This is a genomic window from Belliella kenyensis, from assembly GCF_022549675.1.
GTDB classification, from domain to species: domain Bacteria; phylum Bacteroidota; class Bacteroidia; order Cytophagales; family Cyclobacteriaceae; genus Belliella; species Belliella kenyensis.
Window position 1 is genome coordinate 88,599 of the sequence record NZ_JAKZGR010000006.1, and the last position, 15,416, is coordinate 104,014.

The following is a 15,416-nucleotide window of genomic DNA, read 5'->3' on the forward strand; positions in this document are numbered from 1 at the left end:
AATAATCGATCCGTTTTGGATTATTTCAATCCATCAGCTACGAAAGGCAATAAAGCTAAGTGTCTTGCTTTTTTGATAGCATTAGCCACTTTTCTTTGGAATTTCGCAGAGTTTCCGGTCAATCTTCTAGGAAGGATTTTACCTTGCTCGTTCACAAACTTCAAAAGGAAGTTAGGATCTTTGTAATCGATATATTTGATACCGTTCTTTTTGAATCGGCAATATTTCTTTCTATTCTCAACTCTGTTGATTGGTTCGTTTCTTAGTGTCATTAGGCTTGCTCCTCCTTAGCTTCAGCTTTTTTATTAAATTCACCTTTTCTTCTCTTGTCAGCATAAGCAACTGCATGCTTGTCCAATACTGTCGTCAAGAATCTCATTACTTTCTCGTCTCTTCTGATTTCAAGCTCAAACTTTTTGATCAAAGTTGGTAGTGACTTGAATTCAACCAATACGTAGAAACCGGTGCTTTTTTTCTGAATTGGATAAGCCATCTTTTTTAGACCCCAATTTTCAACATTTACGATTTCTGCCCCCTCTTCTTTTAACAAGTTTACAAACTTGTCTACGGTATCCTTCATCTGAACATCAGACAAAACGGGAGTTAGTATGAATACCGTTTCATAATTTTTCTGGAACATGTTTGATTTGATTAAATATTGTTTACTTAAACAGTCCGCAAAAGTAGTGTTTTAGAAATTAAATTCCAATTTTATTTAACTTCAAATTTACCTTTCCCGATTTGATAATTGTCAGCATAGATGCGTACTTCGTATGTTCCTGCTGCATATTTGCTTCCTTTTTCATAAAAATAGCTTATCGATTGCATCGTGTTGTCAAATAGTATGTCTTGATGTACCGTGTAAAATTCCTCTCGACCATCGATTATAAAGGTGCCTGAACCTCTTGCAATATCAAATATTGGTTGGTTGTTTGGAGCTATGATCTGTACATAGATATCTCTTGGACCCTTAGGAGCTACTTTGTTATCAGCTAAATTGAAGCTAATTTTCAATCTCTCTAGTTGTCTGTTGCGAAAACCATCTTCTCTTTCTTTTCCTCTCGAGTTGACCGCGGCCACTACAATATTCTCAGCCTTGAGCCTTGCAGCGATATTTACTTTTTCCTCGAGTTCTTCTTTTTTGATGTTTAACTGTACCACTTTTTCCTCAATCTCAGCTTGAGAGCTTTTCAACTCTTGATTTTCGGAGAATAGTTGCTGGTTCATTTCTCTCAAGTTGATAATTTCTTTATCTTTTTCTTGGAGCATAGAGGTGTAGCTATTGATTCTTTTGTTCAAAGCATCAATTTCTTGAGATGACCTTTTTCGATCTGAATTCCTTTCGGCTATGAGTTGCTCTCTAATCTCCTCTAGGGAGCTTATGTCCCCACCGAGTTTTTCTATTTCTTTGATCCTTAGGTCAAGCTGGTAAGTTATAGAATCAAGCCTTTTGTTGATTTCATCGTTTTCTTCTGATAATACAATGATCTCTTCTGACTTCTTATTTCTATCTACTGCATCATAGTATAACTTTATGCCACTTATAATTACCAAAATAATCAATACGATGATTAAAATATTTTTGCCATTTTCTGACTTTTTGGAATTATCCTTCTCTAAATTGGTGTTCATTTTAAATAGAAAGTAATATTTGCGCAAATTAATAATTTATCATGAATCTTTCACTCGATCAGGACTATTGGTCTGCAAGATATAAGGAAAATCAAACAGGCTGGGATCTCGGAGAAGCTTCCACTCCGATTAAGCAATTTTTAGACCAAGTCACAGATAAAAACATAAAGATATTAATACCTGGAGCAGGAAATGCCTATGAGGCTGCATACGCCTATAATATGGGCTTTAAAAATGTTTATGTTTTAGATTTTGCATTGCTGCCTTTGGACAATTTTAAACGAACTTATCCAAATTTCCCAATGAATCAATTATACTGTGAGGACTTCTTTGATCATGAGGGTAGCTATGACTTGATCATTGAGCAGACTTTTTTTTGTGCTTTGAATCCATCTCTTAGGTCAATGTACGCTGAGAAGATGGCGAAATTACTCAAAGATGGGGGAGTATTGGCTGGTGTATTATTCAATAAAAACTTCACCCATGTAGGCCCTCCGTTTGGAGGCAGTAAGGACGAATATATTGGCTATTTTGAACCATTCTTTGACATACAAATAATGGAATCTTGCTATAACTCTATTTTACCAAGACAAGAATCAGAGTTGTTTATTAAGTTGGTTAAATAACTTGCTTTTGATTTTGACCTTTTGTAAAAAATAAATCTGATTATACGCTTTTTTGGCAGTAACTTAAATTCATTGGCTCAACAGGTTGCTAATGGTCAATATCCATAAGTATCCAATATCAATTTATATCTGAAGTTAGATAAATCGGAATTTTGTAATGTCATTGGCAAAGTTCCGTATATCCATAAAATAAATTTATGGGAATTAAAAGTGAATGTTAGATCTTGAGCACATAATTATCTTTGGGTAATTTTGGATTAAAAAATAAAATTCCCGCTTCATAAAAATCCATAGACAGACGGACTTCTGGAAATTTCAAGATTTCTTTCCAAGCCTTTTCCATAGATGGAGACCAGTGGATGTCAGCAATTACAATGATAGATTGTGTATGAGTATATGGTAAAATTTGTCCGAAGTAAGAGCATGTTGCTTCATAGGTATGGGTAGCATCGATCAGAACAAAATCCAATTTCTCTATTTTCATCAGCAACTTGGGGAGTATTCTTTCGATTTCACCTAGTATAAAGTTGGTGTTTAGATCCTTTTTATGTACTTGTGCCTTTTTCCACAAAGCCTTGGATCCTTCAATAGTGTAGAGGATTCCATGGGTAGCTTTAGACAAATATCTTGTAGTGATGCCTGTACAAGTCCCTAGTTCCAAAACCTGTTGTGCTGGTGTATATTGACAAAAATATTGATAAAGCTGAGCAAATTTCCTGCTGGACGTGCTATACTTTGTAATGCTGGAAGTTTTCCGCTTATTGTTTTTCAGATGTTTGGAACCTGCTCCATAGTCTTCGATATGCAGTTCCTGATGATCCAATAATAATTTTGATCTATATTCTTCAATCTCGAGGTTTTGTTTTTTTTGCTTTTCGAGAAAATCTAAAAGTCCTGTATAAATTTCAAATACGGAAGGAGACTGTAATGCATACTGGTCTTCTTGATAAAGCCAATATTTGAGATAGGCTATCAAAGGATGTGTTTTATGAAATAAACTCAATTGTTAAATATCTGGGCGATTAGTTGGAACTCTGGGATGGTTACGCGGAATCTTGAACCATCTTGTATTTTCTCCATGGTGTAGCTTCCTCTCATTTTACCCAATCCTGATTTGAGATTGCAACCTGATATATATTCGTGTGATTCTCCTGGCTCGAGAACTGGTTGCTGACCAACTACTCCATCACCTTCTACTATCTTAAACTCATCACCTGCATCATGAATTTCCCATCTTCTGGTGAGAAGTTGTATGGTAAAAGGACTATTGTTTTCTATCTTTACCTTGTATGTGAATACGTAATGCTTCTGATAGGGGCTTGAGAATTCTGGCTGATAGGAAGCTATTACGGTTACCGTAACTCCATCTGTAGTGGCGCTGACCATAATTTATGTTTGGTTTGAGACCTTGGAAACAAATCTATATCATTCTAATCAAAAGACAACGAAAAATAATAACAATGGATGTAAAAATCGAAGATAGTTGGAAGACAATATTAAAAGATGAGTTTGAAAAGCCTTATTTTTTGGATCTAATTGATTTTGTGAAAAGGGAGTATGCTTCTCATGAAATTTTCCCGAAGGGGAGAGATATATTCAATGCATTTGCTCATTGTCCATTTGATAGGGTCAAGGTCGTAATCTTAGGTCAAGATCCTTATCATGGAATAAATCAGGCACATGGACTTTCATTTTCTGTCAAGCCAGGTGTCCCATTTCCGCCTAGTTTGTTGAATATATTTAAAGAAATCAATAGAGACTTGGACTTACCTATGCCATCGGATGGTGATCTTACCCGCTGGGCTGACCAAGGTGTTCTTTTGCTCAATGCTACTTTGACAGTCAGGGCGCATCAAGCGGGTTCTCATCAAAAGAAAGGTTGGGAAACTTTCACAGATGCGGTCATCAAAAGAATCGCCGATGGGAAACAGCATGTGGTGTTTTTATTGTGGGGTGCTTACGCACAAAAAAAAGCTTCGTTTATTGATGATTCAATTCATTTAAAGCTACATGCTCCACATCCAAGTCCATTATCTGCTCATAGGGGATTTTTAGGTTGTGGACATTTTTCTAAAACCAATGAATACTTGGCTAAAAATGGCTTAGAAGAGATAAATTGGTGAAAAAGCGTTCAATTTGATTTTAATTAAGTCTCCTATGATTAGGGGAGTCAAGAAACAAGAATCAAGTGACTAAAATCAAGTATCAAAGAAACAAGAATCAAGACACAAGAGTTATCTTGTGTCCTGATTCTTGTTTGATACATTTTTTTGTATTGATTTAAAATGAAACCATTGGTTCTTTCATATCACCATGCATTCCTCTTAATTTTTTTTTGGACTCAAGTTTCAAGACACAAGATCTAAAATAACTTAGGCCTTACATGTTTAGGATTAGCATGCATAAATAAAGCATATTTCGCCGCACCTGTCTACCCAAAGGTAGAGGTATATTTCAACTTTATTTCGCCTCAGCATATTCCTTCTCACTTCATCCTTCCCCCTTCATCCTTATTTTATTCCATTGAAAATTCTATTCCACCTGATCTTGCTGAACATTGATTTGTGTTTGTCTAGAGAAAGCCACAGGAACCATGCTTTTCCTACGATATGATCCTCTGGTACAAATCCCCAATACCTAGAGTCCAAAGAGTCGTGTCTATTATCACCCATCATGAAATAATAATTTTGCTTGAAAGTGTATTCGGTAATTTCTTGATTGTCTATGAAGAGCTTGTTGTTGCGAACTTCCAGATTCTTGTGACCTTCGTACTTTTCTATGGTAAAAGCATACTTGGCCATGTTTTCCTCATCCAAGGTAATTGTAAAGCCCTTGCCGGGGATTTCCAAAGGTCCGTAGTTGTCTTTATTCCATCCAAAATATGCTCCGTCAGGAAACACACGGGCGTCTCCCATTCCTTCTCTATCAATCCTTGGGGTTACATCATTTACAGCAGGGGATTTTTCCAAATTTTGAACATCATCAGCTGTTGCATAGATTAAATATCCAGCACCATTATCAAATGGATAAAAGCTGTCTCTATTGATATTATTATCTTCAAAAAAGTCAATAGAAAGCCTTTTATCAGTCAAAAGGTCATAGGACAGTTGGAGTTTTGGAGGACTTGGTTCAGCCACACCATTGATATATACTTGACTCTTTTTGATTTCGAGTAGATCTCCAGGTACAGCCACCGCTCTTTTGATGTAGTTTGTTTTGAGATCTACTGGATATTCATATTCAGCAGGATAATTGAATACCACCACATCGTTTCTTTTTACAGAAGTGAAACCTGGTAACCTCCAATAGGGAAGTTCAATCCAGTCCAAGTAAGAATTGATATCCGTACCCCAAATTTTTTGATGTGTAAGCGGCATTTGTAAAGGTGTCTTTGGTACTCTTGTACCATAGTGCATTTTGCTTACAAAAAGGAAATCACCTACCAGCAGGGATTTTTCCATGGATGCAGTAGGGATAGTAAATGGCTCTAATAATAGCCACCTGATCAAGCTTGCAGCAACTACAGCAAAGACCAATGCGTCAATCCATTCTCTTGTTGCTGATTTTTTCTTTTTTTCTCTAGTCATAAATTTCAAAAGTTTTAGAAAGATAGGAAATCATCCATTGATAGCACACCTTTTTTATCCTTGATCCACTCCGCTACCAAAACCGCACCAAGTGCGAAACCTTGTCTGCTGTGTGCTGTATGGGTGATCTCAATGTCATCTATAGGTGACTGATAGCGAATGATATGTGTCCCTGGTGCAGGGTCAATTCTCTTGGCTATAATTGGAATGATCTGTTCGTTTTCGATCATTTCTTCGGACAGTTTCCAGCCTTTTAGACTGGGGATGTTTTGCAAAATACCTTCAGCAAGTGTAATTGCTGTACCACTTGGAGCATCTTTTTTTTCAGTATGGTGAACTTCTTCCATCCTGATTTTATAGTCTTTTTGATCGCCCATCAACTGAGCCAAAAACTTGTTGACTTTGAAGAAGATATTGACACCAATTGAATAATTGGAGGCATAAAAGAAGGCTGTATTTTTATCTATGGTCAATTGATCGATATTGGGCTTCTGATCCAACCATCCTGTGGTGCCTGATACAACGGGAATTCCCTTACTGATTGCCCATTTGATATTTTCAACAGCTGCTTCAGGTTGAGAAAATTCAATAGCGACGTCTATGGAGTCTGCATCTAGATGGTCTAAATCCGATCTGTTATCAATGTTGATTTTTGCTGCTATGGAATGTCCACGGGACTCAGCGATTTCGCTTATGATTTTACCCATTTTTCCATATCCGAGTATTAGTATATTCATGGTTTAGAAATTTAGTTTTAAAGATAACCCAATCACTCTACCTCCTGCAAAGAGGCTTTCATAGGAGGGCTCGAACTTCATACTGATATCATCACTTACATCAAATCCCGATAGGTGAGCGTCTACTTGAGCGTCTACGATGTTCAAAACATGGATAGCTGCAAACACGATATAATTGAGGTCTCTGTACCTTCTCCAGGTGTCGACGTTGCGTACAAGTGCATCCCTGTTTAGGTTTGGAAATATTTCACTTTGTCCTTGCTGATCAAAGGATCTCAATTCTTGGCGAAACAAGCGATACCTTCTACCATTGAAATCAATGAAATAAAGGTTGGTCGCAAATCCACCATATATAATAGGAACTTTCCATATTTTCTCATTGTAGATTTGCCCTGCTCCAGGAAGAATTGCAGACAATATAGTTGCGGTTTTGGGATCTTTGGGTAGTTTTTCCCTAAGTTCTATCTTGATTTCCAAAGGTTCATTGCTTTCTTCTTCATTTTGTGAAAAGCAAGGTGTCTTTGCTGAAAGCAATAAAACAAAAACAGCAATGGACTTTAAAAGTACCATTGCTAATTTATATATTTTATTTTTTTGGCTGTTGGGAAAGGGCCTCACAAGCTTAAATGATCTCAAGTATTTCCAAGATTCTGTTGAGGTCTGAAGCAGAAGAGAAAGGGATTTTGATTTCACCTTTGTTCTTTTCATTAGCTTTCAGTTGTACTTTAGAACCAAAATGATTGGCGAGTCTCTGTTGGAGTTTGCCTATTTCGTATTTTCTCACTGGATCTAGGCCTCCATTGTTTTTTGATTCAGGCTCATCACCTTGGTTGTTTAGAGCTTTTACCAAGGCCTCAACTTTACGTACGCTGAGCTCTTCTTCAACAGTTTTTTTGAAGATTGCCAACTGCTTATCAATATCTTCTATATTGACTAATGCACGTGCATGGCCCATACTTATGACTTGATCTCTAATACCAGCTTGAATATCAGGAGGCAGCTTGAGAAGTCTCAGATAATTGTTTACAGTAGTCCTATTTTTCCCAACCCTATCGCCAAGTTCTTCCTGCTTGAGGTCACACTCTGCAAGTAATCTCTGATAAGAATGAGCTATTTCAAGTGCATTAAGATTCTCTCTTTGTATGTTTTCAATCAATGCCATCTCCAGCATTTGTTGATCATTAGCAGTTCTTACATAGGCTGGAATTTTTGTCAATCCAGCTAATTTTGAAGCTTGAAACCTTCTCTCACCTGATATCAGTTGGAATTCATTGTCTGCTAATTTTCTAACTGTGATAGGCTGTATGATGCCTTGGACTTTGATGGAGTCGGAAAGTTCCTGTAGTGCATCTTTGTCAAAATGCGTTCGTGGTTGGTATGGGTTTACTTGAATTTCTGAAATTGAAATTTCATATATACCCGCAGTACTCTGCGCTGGTATTAGCTCTTCTTTTTGTATTTTCTGAGGTGAGTCTTGAAGTAATGCTCCCAATCCTCTTCCTAATGCACTCTTCTTTTGTGGTCTTTTATCAGCCATAGTTTTGCTGTCAATTTACTTTTTCCATTCCATTTTTGGTGGCAATTTCACTAGCCAAATTCAAATAGGCCATTGCACCTTTTCCTTCTGCATCAAAAGCAATCACTGGTAATCCAAAACTTGGAGATTCGCTTAGTCTGACATTTCGAGGTATGATGGTATCGAATACCAATCCTTTGAAATGAAGTCTTACTTCATCCACTACCTGATTAGAAAGCCTAAGTCTTACGTCATACATAGTCAATAGTATTCCTTCAATCTCCAAATCAGGGTTTAATCTGGTTTGGATAATTTTTATAGTATTCAATAATTTCCCTAATCCTTCTAATGCAAAATACTCACATTGTACAGGTATAATTACTGAATTTGCTGCTGTAAGGGCATTTATCGTAATCAATCCCAAAGATGGAGAGCAATCTATGATTATGAAATCGTATTGATCTTTGATCGATGCGATAACTGATTTCATTTTTTCCTCCCTATTTTCCAAATTGATCATTTCTACTTCTGCACCTACCAAATCTATGTGAGAAGGCACTAAGTCTAAATATTCAAGATCTGTTTTGGTGATGATGGTGCTTATTTCAATTCCATCTACCATACACTCATATATGCTCGTCTCGATTTCTTTGGGATCTTGCCCTAGTCCAGACGTAGTATTAGCTTGAGGGTCAGCATCGATGACAAGGGTCTTGAACTCTAGTACAGCCAAACTTGCTGCTAGATTCATCGCTGTGGTAGTCTTGCCAACTCCACCTTTTTGATTTGCAATAGCAATTACTTTTCCCATTATTTAGGTTCAAATGGTAATAGATTCTCCAATATTAAGCAAAATCAATTCTTTTCCTGCTTTCGTTGCAGTTTTTTTTGCAGACTCTAAGTCTATCTCGATGTAAGGAAAAGTATCGAAATGCATTCCGATTATTTTATTTGTACCCACAAAATCTGCTGCTTTGATCGCATCATCGATTCCCATGGTAAAATTGTCACCTATAGGCAGAAAAGCAAAGTCAATATTAAATTCTTCGCCTATAAGCTTCATGTCATATGTCAAAGCAGTGTCTCCTGCATAGTAAAAACAGCCTTTGTCATGTCTGATGACGAAGCCTCCGGGATTACCTCCTGGTGTTCCGTCAGGTAGAGTACTACTATGAATAGCATTTACATATTTGATTTTCCCAAATTCAAAAACTTTACTTCCTCCATGATTCATGGGATGGAATTTTTCTACTCCTTGTTCAGAAAACCAAGTCGCAACTTCAAAATTAGAAACCAACATAGCAGCTGACTGCTTTGCTATCTGTGCAGCATCGGCTACATGATCTTCGTGACCGTGGCTTATCAAAATATAGTCAGCTTTGATAGAATCCACGTTTATTTCTGATGCTAGGGGATTGGGACTAATAAATGGATCGAATAGGATAGATTTCCCTGCGATGTGTACCATGAATGCCGAATGCCCATAGAATGTGATATCGATCATTTGATTTGCTTTTACGGTTTTTGTTGATCTACAAATATATCATTTTAATCTGTATGCAACATGTTTTGTTTTCCACATCTCTTTGTGGATATTGATAACGATTTGACAATGAACAGGCTAATGCTTATGGCAATTGGTCTTTAAATAGAAAGAGGGATTAGCATCAGCCAATCCCTCTTTCTATATACGTCTTTAATTATGATTCTATTTTTTCTTTTTATTAGCATCAGCAGCTTTCATTGCTTCCTCTAATCTAGTTTGGAACTTCGATTTCTTTTTATTGGCATTTTTTATCTTACTTGCTTCGACTTTTTCTCTGATTTTTTTATCATCTACAAAAAGCTTGATCAAAGCTTGCTGACCAAATGTCACCATATTAGAAACAAAATAATAAAAACTCAAAGCGGCAGGGTAGGAGTTCAGTATGAACATAAATCCTATTGGCATTATGTATCCTAAGTTCTTCATAGGGCCTTGAGCTGCCGTCAATTGATTATTGAACCTTGTGTATACAATCTGAGAGGCAGTCATGAGTAATGTAAACAATGACACGTGAGACCCATAGAATGGAATTGTAAAAGGTAACTTGATGATTGAATCATATGTAGACAAGTCATGTGCCCACAAGAATGATTCTTGTCTCAATTCAATGGAATTTGGGAAGAAGAAGAACATTGCAAATAGGAATGGCATCTGGAGCAACATAGGAAGACAGCCAGAAATTGGGCTTACACCTAGCTGCCCGAAGAGTTTCATTTGTTCTTGTTGCTGTTTTACCTGATCATCTTTGTACTTTTCCTTCAATTCATCGATTTCAGGTTTGATGACACGCATCTTTGCCATGCCCACATAAGACTTGTAGGTCAGTGGGAATAAGAATCCTTTGATAATGAATACAATCAATATGATAATTACTCCATAGTTGCTAAAGTACTTCTCTAAAAACTGGAATAGGTTTACAATAATATATTTGTTTACCCAGCTTACGAAGAAGTAACCCATATCCACATTCTCCTCGAAACCTGGAGTTACTCTTTTGAGGACGTTATAATTGTTTGGCCCAAAATAATAACTCAAGATAGCCTTTCCATCAGTGAGCGGTAAGGACAAACTAGCTTTCATGTTTTTTACTGAAAGAGAGTCGTTTGGAGTTACCTGCTCCAGACTTGCAGCATTGAATTGACCAGCGGCTATGATACCTGTGGTAAAGAATCTTTGACTAAATCCTACCCATTTTACAGGTTCAGAAATTTGTTCACTGGCAAAATCCTTAGTTAAGCTTAGGTAATCATGCTTCCCTGAGGCTTTATAGAAGTTAATGTTCGTTTTTCTTCTTGATTCTTCGAGATCCTCTTCTTGTTTTTTGATTCTGTCATCCCATAGAATGTTGATATTAGAATCTACCAGGAAGTTTCCTAGACCATTCATTTCTATTCCTTTATCAACGATATAACTTCCCTCTGTTAAGGAATAAGTTCTTTTGATCGTCGTAGAGCCAGATTGTGCAGTAAATTCGACATAGGAAACATTACGCTCTTCCACTTGTCTTTGTCCAGAACTAGCATTGAAGTAAAGCTCATTGATACTTAAAAGACCTTTGGTAGTGTTGATCTGATATACAAGGTCAGAAGACTCTTCATCCAATAGGATTAGGGGTGTTTTGTCCCATTTTTTGAATTCTTTGAGTACTACTTCTTTGATTTCGGCTCCTTTAGAAGATATGGTGACAATCATTTTGTCATTCTCCAAAATAATATCTTGGGCTTCACCTTTCACAAAAGGAGCCAATACGCCGAATTGAATTTGAGCTTTGATGTCTTGAAGACTGTCAGGTTCAGCTTCAAATGCTGAAAAATCTTCATTCTGAGATTTGTTTTGAACTTCTGACACCACTTCCCCTGTGGTATCTTGCACTTGTGGCTCAGGTGTACTGGCAAAGAAAATCGAATATACCAGTATGACTGCGGCGAAAAGGATTAAACCTGTCGCTTGATTTCTATCCATAATTTTAACTTAAACTTTCTATTCAAAAGCAAAGGTAACACCAAGGGATCTGTAACAGGTTCCTTGATGTTACCATGCATATTGGGCGCAAATATAGCAGGATTATTTTGTCTTTTTGTTTTCTATTGTCGCTTTGATAAATCGAACGAAGAGAGGGTGGGGCGTAAGTACTGTACTTTTGTATTCTGGATGAAACTGTGCGCCCAAAAACCAAGGATGGTTTTTTACTTCCATAATTTCTACAAGACCAGTTTCAGGGTTGATCCCAGATGGGAACATTCCATTTTCTTCAAATACTTTCAAATAGGCATTGTTGAACTCGTATCTATGCCTATGTCTTTCATTTATTTTTGATTTACCATATGCTTGGTAAGCTTTACTTCCCTTCTTGAGCTCACATGGATAGGAGCCTAATCTCATGGTTCCGCCCATCTGCTGTACATTCTTTTGATCTTCCATGAGACCGATGACTGGTTCAGGCGTGTTGGGATTCATTTCGGTACTGTTGGCATCTGAAAGCCCTAAGACATTTCTTGCGTATTCGATCACAGCTACTTGCATTCCCAAGCAAATTCCAAAGAATGGGATGTTGTTTTCCCTAACATATCTCACAGCTTCTATTTTGCCTTCCAGACCCCTTTCTCCAAAACCTGGCGCTACTATCACCCCGTCCAATTCTTCTAATTTTTTAGGAATTGCTTCAGAATTTAGCTCTTCAGAGGAGATGAGTTTGAGGTTTACCTTGCATTCAGAGGCTGCACCAGCATGAACAAATGCCTCAATGATGGATTTATAGGCATCAGGTAGGGAAACGTACTTGCCTACAAGTCCGATGTTTACTTCTTGAGTTGGATTTTTCAGTCTTCCAAGGAAATCTTTCCATTGCTCTAAGTCAGTATTGGTTTTGGAGGTTAGCTTGAGCTTACTCATTACCCTCTCGTCAAGCTTTTCTTTTTTCATCAAAAGCGGGACGTCATAGATAGTTTCAGCATCCATTGCTTCAATGACGCAATTCAACTGCACATTACAGAAAAGTGCAAGTTTCTTTTTGACATCTTGAGGTAGGTGGTGCTCTGTACGACAGACCAAAATATCTGGCTGAATACCTGCTTCAAGAAGTTGTTTTACAGAATGCTGGGTAGGTTTGGTTTTGAGCTCTTTAGCTGCGGCCAGGAATGGTATTAAGGTCAGATGAATGACCAAAAAGTTGTTTTGACCTAGGTCCCACTTGGCTTGCCTTACCGCTTCAATAAATGGTAATGACTCGATATCCCCCACACATCCTCCAATCTCAGTAATGACCACGTCATATTTACCTTCTTCGCCAAGTTTAAAAAAATTTCTTTTGATTTCGTCGGTTATATGAGGGATGACTTGAACGGTTTTTCCGAGGTATTCGCCTTTTCGTTCTTTGGTGATTACGTTATTGTAGATTCTTCCAGTAGTGACATTGTTGGCTTGAGAAGTGTTGGTGTCGAGAAATCTTTCATAATGACCTAAATCTAGATCCGTCTCAGCACCATCTTCTGTTACATAGCATTCTCCATGCTCGTAGGGATTAAGTGTCCCTGGATCGATATTGAGATAAGGGTCGAATTTTTGAATTGTGGTGCTGAAGCCCCTTGCTTGGAGTAATTTGGCTAAAGATGCTGCGATAATGCCTTTTCCAAGTGATGAGGTTACGCCCCCGGTAATAAAGATAAACTTAGTGGAAGATGCCATAAGAAATAGTGCGGATAATATTTATTTTGATTCCTATGGGATACAAAGGTAAGGAAATATTCTGTTTGGGAGTGTATCAAAATAAAAATTGGAACCTAAAGTCTCAATAATTTCTCAACATTTGCACTTTTTATGGTATTAAATCCCATTTCCCAATAATCTGCTGTATTTTTGGCAAAAAATCAAATACGTGGAGAATACAGCAGTAGCCAAATTATTAAAATCAAAGGGACAAGTCATCATCAAGGAAGGTAATGGGAGGATGATTCAGCTCACTCTTCCTTCCAATTGGAAAACAAATGAAAATGAAGAGATGGCTGTATTTCTATTATTTGATCTATTTCAAATTAGATCATTGACAGAGCAGTTTTCCGAGGTTTCATTAGATATTGTAGATTTTGCGACCAAAGCAACTATCTACCAAAGCCCCGTGAATCGAGTACTCAATCAGGGGCCTGTGAAGGAGGGGAAGGTTAAATTTTCCTTGATTAGAAATGCTTTCTGGAACAACATTCTTTTTGCTATTTCTCAACCGGTGGTGTTTCTTGAGGTGAAAAGTGGAAACTTTGATTTTGAAACAAAGGAAAGATTTCCGCTTTTTGGACCAGATGTGAAGGAGATTTTTCTAAGTCCAGATGGTGATGTGAAGATTATAAAAGGATGAATTTTAAAGAAAAATTAGAAGATCAGGATATATTTAGGCGAGTCGGAAGGATTGCTGATGAGATGGGTCTTGAAACATACGTCGTGGGAGGATATGTACGTGATTTGATTTTGGAGAGACCCAGCAAGGATATTGATTTTGTGTGCGTAGGCGCAGGGATAGATTTGGCCACCAAAGTAGCTGAAAGTTTTGATGCTCATGTACCACTTTCTGTTTTCAAAAATTTCGGGACGGCCATGATCAAGTTAGATGACTGGGAAGTGGAATTTGTTGGTGCTAGGAAAGAATCCTACAAGATGGACTCTAGAAAGCCTATCGTTGAGGATGGTACACTCCAAGAGGATCAAGAGCGAAGAGATTTTACAATCAATGCCATGGCAATATGCGTCAATGAGGCCAGGTTTGGAGAGTTAGTGGATCCATTTAATGGAGTTAAAGATATCAAGCGGAAGATCATAAAGACTCCCACTGACCCGAATGTTACCTTTTCAGATGATCCTTTGAGAATGATGAGAGCAATTAGATTTGCGACACAGCTCAATTTTGATATCGATGCGGATACATTCGAAGGGATAGTGGGCAATGCGCACAGGTTGGGCATTATCTCTGGAGAGCGTATCATCGATGAGCTGAACAAAATGATCATGGTGAATAAGCCATCTTACGGTTTCAAACTCTTATTTGCGAGTAGGTTGCTTCATGAGTTTTTCCCCGAAATGGTGGAGTTGCAAGGAGTAGATTCAGTAGGGGACAAATCTCACAAAGATAATTTTTACCATACTTTGCAAGTGCTAGACAATATCTGTACAATGACAGATGATCTTTGGCTGAGGTGGGCTGCCATCATGCATGATATTGCCAAACCTGCTACTAAGAGATTCAATAAAAAAGTAGGCTGGACTTTTCATGGTCATGAAGACAAAGGTGCCCGGATGACACCAGGGATTTTCAGACGATTGAAATTGCCTATGGATGAGAGAATGAAGTATGTTCAAAAACTCGTCAGACTTCATTTGAGACCCATAGCATTGGTAAGTGATAAAGTGACAGACTCTGCCGTAAGAAGACTTCTCTTTGATGCTGGTGACGCAATAGATGATTTGATGAAATTGTGTAGGGCGGATGTGACATCCAAAAACAATAATAAGGTACAGCGCTATCTTGCGAATTTCGACAAGGTAGAACAAAAGATATTGGAAGTAGAAGAGAAGGATCAGGTAAGAAATTTTCAGCCACCTGTTTCGGGAGAAGAAATTATGTCTATTTTTGGCATCGAACCTTCAAGAACAATTGGTGAATTGAAAGAAGAAATCAAAGAAGCCATTTTGGAAGGTACCATCCAAAACAATAAAGAAGAAGCTTTGCAGTTATTATACCGTTTAGCTGAACTTAGGGGATTAAAACGTAAAATAGATTAAAAGTAA

Annotated in this window: 17 protein-coding genes; 4 read left to right on the forward strand and 13 right to left on the reverse strand. The window is 37.6% G+C overall.

The genetic code is table 11. From position 1 onward, the window contains the following. Nucleotides 1-20: 20 nt before the first annotated feature. The 3 genes from rpsR to MM214_RS07885 form a co-directional block, all read right to left on the reverse strand. A complete protein-coding gene (gene rpsR, locus MM214_RS07875; RefSeq protein WP_014773610.1) occupies nucleotides 21-272 on the reverse strand; it encodes a 30S ribosomal protein S18 in 252 nt (83 codons plus the stop codon). Then, nucleotides 272-640 (reverse strand): 30S ribosomal protein S6, encoded by a 369-nt coding sequence (rpsF, locus tag MM214_RS07880; RefSeq protein ID WP_241294118.1) that lies wholly within the window; start codon nucleotides 638-640, stop codon nucleotides 272-274. The genes rpsR and rpsF overlap by 1 nt, the downstream gene beginning before the upstream one ends. 71 nt (nucleotides 641-711) lie before the next feature. Next, nucleotides 712-1,632: a coiled-coil domain-containing protein gene (locus tag MM214_RS07885; protein WP_241294120.1), complete on the reverse strand. Its 921-nt coding sequence runs from the start codon at nucleotides 1,630-1,632 to the stop codon at nucleotides 712-714. A 41-nt stretch (nucleotides 1,633-1,673) separates the two neighbouring features. On the opposite strand from MM214_RS07885, the gene MM214_RS07890 reads away from it, so the two are divergent. Next, entirely contained in the window at nucleotides 1,674-2,258 is a 585-nt protein-coding gene (locus MM214_RS07890) for a TPMT family class I SAM-dependent methyltransferase (RefSeq protein ID WP_241294122.1), read from the forward strand. Nucleotides 2,259-2,475: 217 nt separating this feature from the next. Here MM214_RS07890 and MM214_RS07895 read toward each other — a convergent pair whose 3' ends face one another. Further along, entirely contained in the window at nucleotides 2,476-3,234 is a 759-nt protein-coding gene (locus tag MM214_RS07895) for an O-methyltransferase (protein ID WP_241294124.1), read from the reverse strand. Nucleotides 3,235-3,257: 23 nt separating this feature from the next. Beyond that, on the reverse strand, nucleotides 3,258-3,644 hold the full coding sequence (apaG, locus tag MM214_RS07900; protein WP_241294125.1) for a Co2+/Mg2+ efflux protein ApaG: 387 nt from the start codon (nucleotides 3,642-3,644) through the stop codon (nucleotides 3,258-3,260). A 74-nt stretch (nucleotides 3,645-3,718) separates the two neighbouring features. Between apaG and ung the strand changes: the two genes are divergently transcribed. Continuing rightward, nucleotides 3,719-4,381 (forward strand): uracil-DNA glycosylase, encoded by a 663-nt coding sequence (ung, locus tag MM214_RS07905; RefSeq protein ID WP_241294126.1) that lies wholly within the window; start codon nucleotides 3,719-3,721, stop codon nucleotides 4,379-4,381. 387 nt (nucleotides 4,382-4,768) lie between these two features. Here ung and lepB read toward each other — a convergent pair whose 3' ends face one another. The 8 genes from lepB to MM214_RS07945 form a co-directional block, all read right to left on the reverse strand. Then, nucleotides 4,769-5,845 (reverse strand): signal peptidase I, encoded by a 1,077-nt coding sequence (gene lepB, locus MM214_RS07910; protein ID WP_241294127.1) that lies wholly within the window; start codon nucleotides 5,843-5,845, stop codon nucleotides 4,769-4,771. A 14-nt stretch (nucleotides 5,846-5,859) separates the two neighbouring features. After that, nucleotides 5,860-6,582 carry a 4-hydroxy-tetrahydrodipicolinate reductase gene (dapB, locus tag MM214_RS07915; RefSeq protein ID WP_241294128.1) on the reverse strand — a complete coding sequence of 241 codons (723 nt, stop codon included), beginning with the start codon at nucleotides 6,580-6,582 and terminating at the stop codon, nucleotides 5,860-5,862. Between the two features lie 3 nt (nucleotides 6,583-6,585). Further along, nucleotides 6,586-7,152: a DUF5683 domain-containing protein gene (locus MM214_RS07920; RefSeq protein WP_241294129.1), complete on the reverse strand. Its 567-nt coding sequence runs from the start codon at nucleotides 7,150-7,152 to the stop codon at nucleotides 6,586-6,588. A gap of 52 nt (nucleotides 7,153-7,204) precedes the next feature. Beyond that, the gene (locus tag MM214_RS07925) at nucleotides 7,205-8,119 is read right to left on the reverse strand and encodes a ParB/RepB/Spo0J family partition protein (protein WP_241294130.1); all 915 of its coding nucleotides are present in this window, start codon (nucleotides 8,117-8,119) and stop codon (nucleotides 7,205-7,207) included. A 10-nt stretch (nucleotides 8,120-8,129) separates the two neighbouring features. Beyond that, complete coding sequence (locus MM214_RS07930) at nucleotides 8,130-8,909, reverse strand: ParA family protein (RefSeq protein ID WP_241294131.1); 780 nt, start codon at nucleotides 8,907-8,909, stop codon at nucleotides 8,130-8,132. 9 nt (nucleotides 8,910-8,918) lie between these two features. Continuing rightward, entirely contained in the window at nucleotides 8,919-9,602 is a 684-nt protein-coding gene (locus tag MM214_RS07935) for a metal-dependent hydrolase (protein WP_241294132.1), read from the reverse strand. A 204-nt stretch (nucleotides 9,603-9,806) separates the two neighbouring features. Further along, nucleotides 9,807-11,606 (reverse strand): membrane protein insertase YidC, encoded by a 1,800-nt coding sequence (gene yidC / locus MM214_RS07940; RefSeq protein WP_241294134.1) that lies wholly within the window; start codon nucleotides 11,604-11,606, stop codon nucleotides 9,807-9,809. 102 nt (nucleotides 11,607-11,708) lie between these two features. After that, a complete protein-coding gene (locus MM214_RS07945; protein ID WP_241294136.1) occupies nucleotides 11,709-13,328 on the reverse strand; it encodes a CTP synthase in 1,620 nt (539 codons plus the stop codon). Between the two features lie 190 nt (nucleotides 13,329-13,518). On the opposite strand from MM214_RS07945, the gene MM214_RS07950 reads away from it, so the two are divergent. Next, complete coding sequence (locus tag MM214_RS07950; RefSeq protein ID WP_241294138.1) at nucleotides 13,519-13,992, forward strand: hypothetical protein; 474 nt, start codon at nucleotides 13,519-13,521, stop codon at nucleotides 13,990-13,992. After that, nucleotides 13,989-15,410: a CCA tRNA nucleotidyltransferase gene (locus tag MM214_RS07955; protein ID WP_241294140.1), complete on the forward strand. Its 1,422-nt coding sequence runs from the start codon at nucleotides 13,989-13,991 to the stop codon at nucleotides 15,408-15,410. Before MM214_RS07950 ends, MM214_RS07955 begins: the two co-directional genes overlap by 4 nt. Nucleotides 15,411-15,416 lie beyond the last annotated feature (6 nt).

What these genes read in the sequence shown, in the direction of transcription:
- lepB (WP_241294127.1), bottom strand. Translation starts at nt 5,845, where the DNA reads ATGACTAGAGAAAAAAAGAAAAAATCAGCAACAAGAGAATGGATTGAC.
- MM214_RS07930 (WP_241294131.1), bottom strand. Translation starts at nt 8,909, where the DNA reads ATGGGAAAAGTAATTGCTATTGCAAATCAAAAAGGTGGAGTTGGCAAG.
- MM214_RS07920 (WP_241294129.1), bottom strand. Translation starts at nt 7,152, where the DNA reads ATGGTACTTTTAAAGTCCATTGCTGTTTTTGTTTTATTGCTTTCAGCA.
- dapB (WP_241294128.1), bottom strand. Translation starts at nt 6,582, where the DNA reads ATGAATATACTAATACTCGGATATGGAAAAATGGGTAAAATCATAAGC.
- yidC (WP_241294134.1), bottom strand. Translation starts at nt 11,606, where the DNA reads ATGGATAGAAATCAAGCGACAGGTTTAATCCTTTTCGCCGCAGTCATA.
- MM214_RS07925 (WP_241294130.1), bottom strand. Translation starts at nt 8,119, where the DNA reads ATGGCTGATAAAAGACCACAAAAGAAGAGTGCATTAGGAAGAGGATTG.
- apaG (WP_241294125.1), bottom strand. Translation starts at nt 3,644, where the DNA reads ATGGTCAGCGCCACTACAGATGGAGTTACGGTAACCGTAATAGCTTCC.
- rpsF (WP_241294118.1), bottom strand. Translation starts at nt 640, where the DNA reads ATGTTCCAGAAAAATTATGAAACGGTATTCATACTAACTCCCGTTTTG.
- MM214_RS07890 (WP_241294122.1), top strand. Translation starts at nt 1,674, where the DNA reads ATGAATCTTTCACTCGATCAGGACTATTGGTCTGCAAGATATAAGGAA.
- ung (WP_241294126.1), top strand. Translation starts at nt 3,719, where the DNA reads ATGGATGTAAAAATCGAAGATAGTTGGAAGACAATATTAAAAGATGAG.
- MM214_RS07955 (WP_241294140.1), top strand. Translation starts at nt 13,989, where the DNA reads ATGAATTTTAAAGAAAAATTAGAAGATCAGGATATATTTAGGCGAGTC.
- rpsR (WP_014773610.1), bottom strand. Translation starts at nt 272, where the DNA reads ATGACACTAAGAAACGAACCAATCAACAGAGTTGAGAATAGAAAGAAA.
- MM214_RS07885 (WP_241294120.1), bottom strand. Translation starts at nt 1,632, where the DNA reads ATGAACACCAATTTAGAGAAGGATAATTCCAAAAAGTCAGAAAATGGC.
- MM214_RS07935 (WP_241294132.1), bottom strand. Translation starts at nt 9,602, where the DNA reads ATGATCGATATCACATTCTATGGGCATTCGGCATTCATGGTACACATC.
- MM214_RS07945 (WP_241294136.1), bottom strand. Translation starts at nt 13,328, where the DNA reads ATGGCATCTTCCACTAAGTTTATCTTTATTACCGGGGGCGTAACCTCA.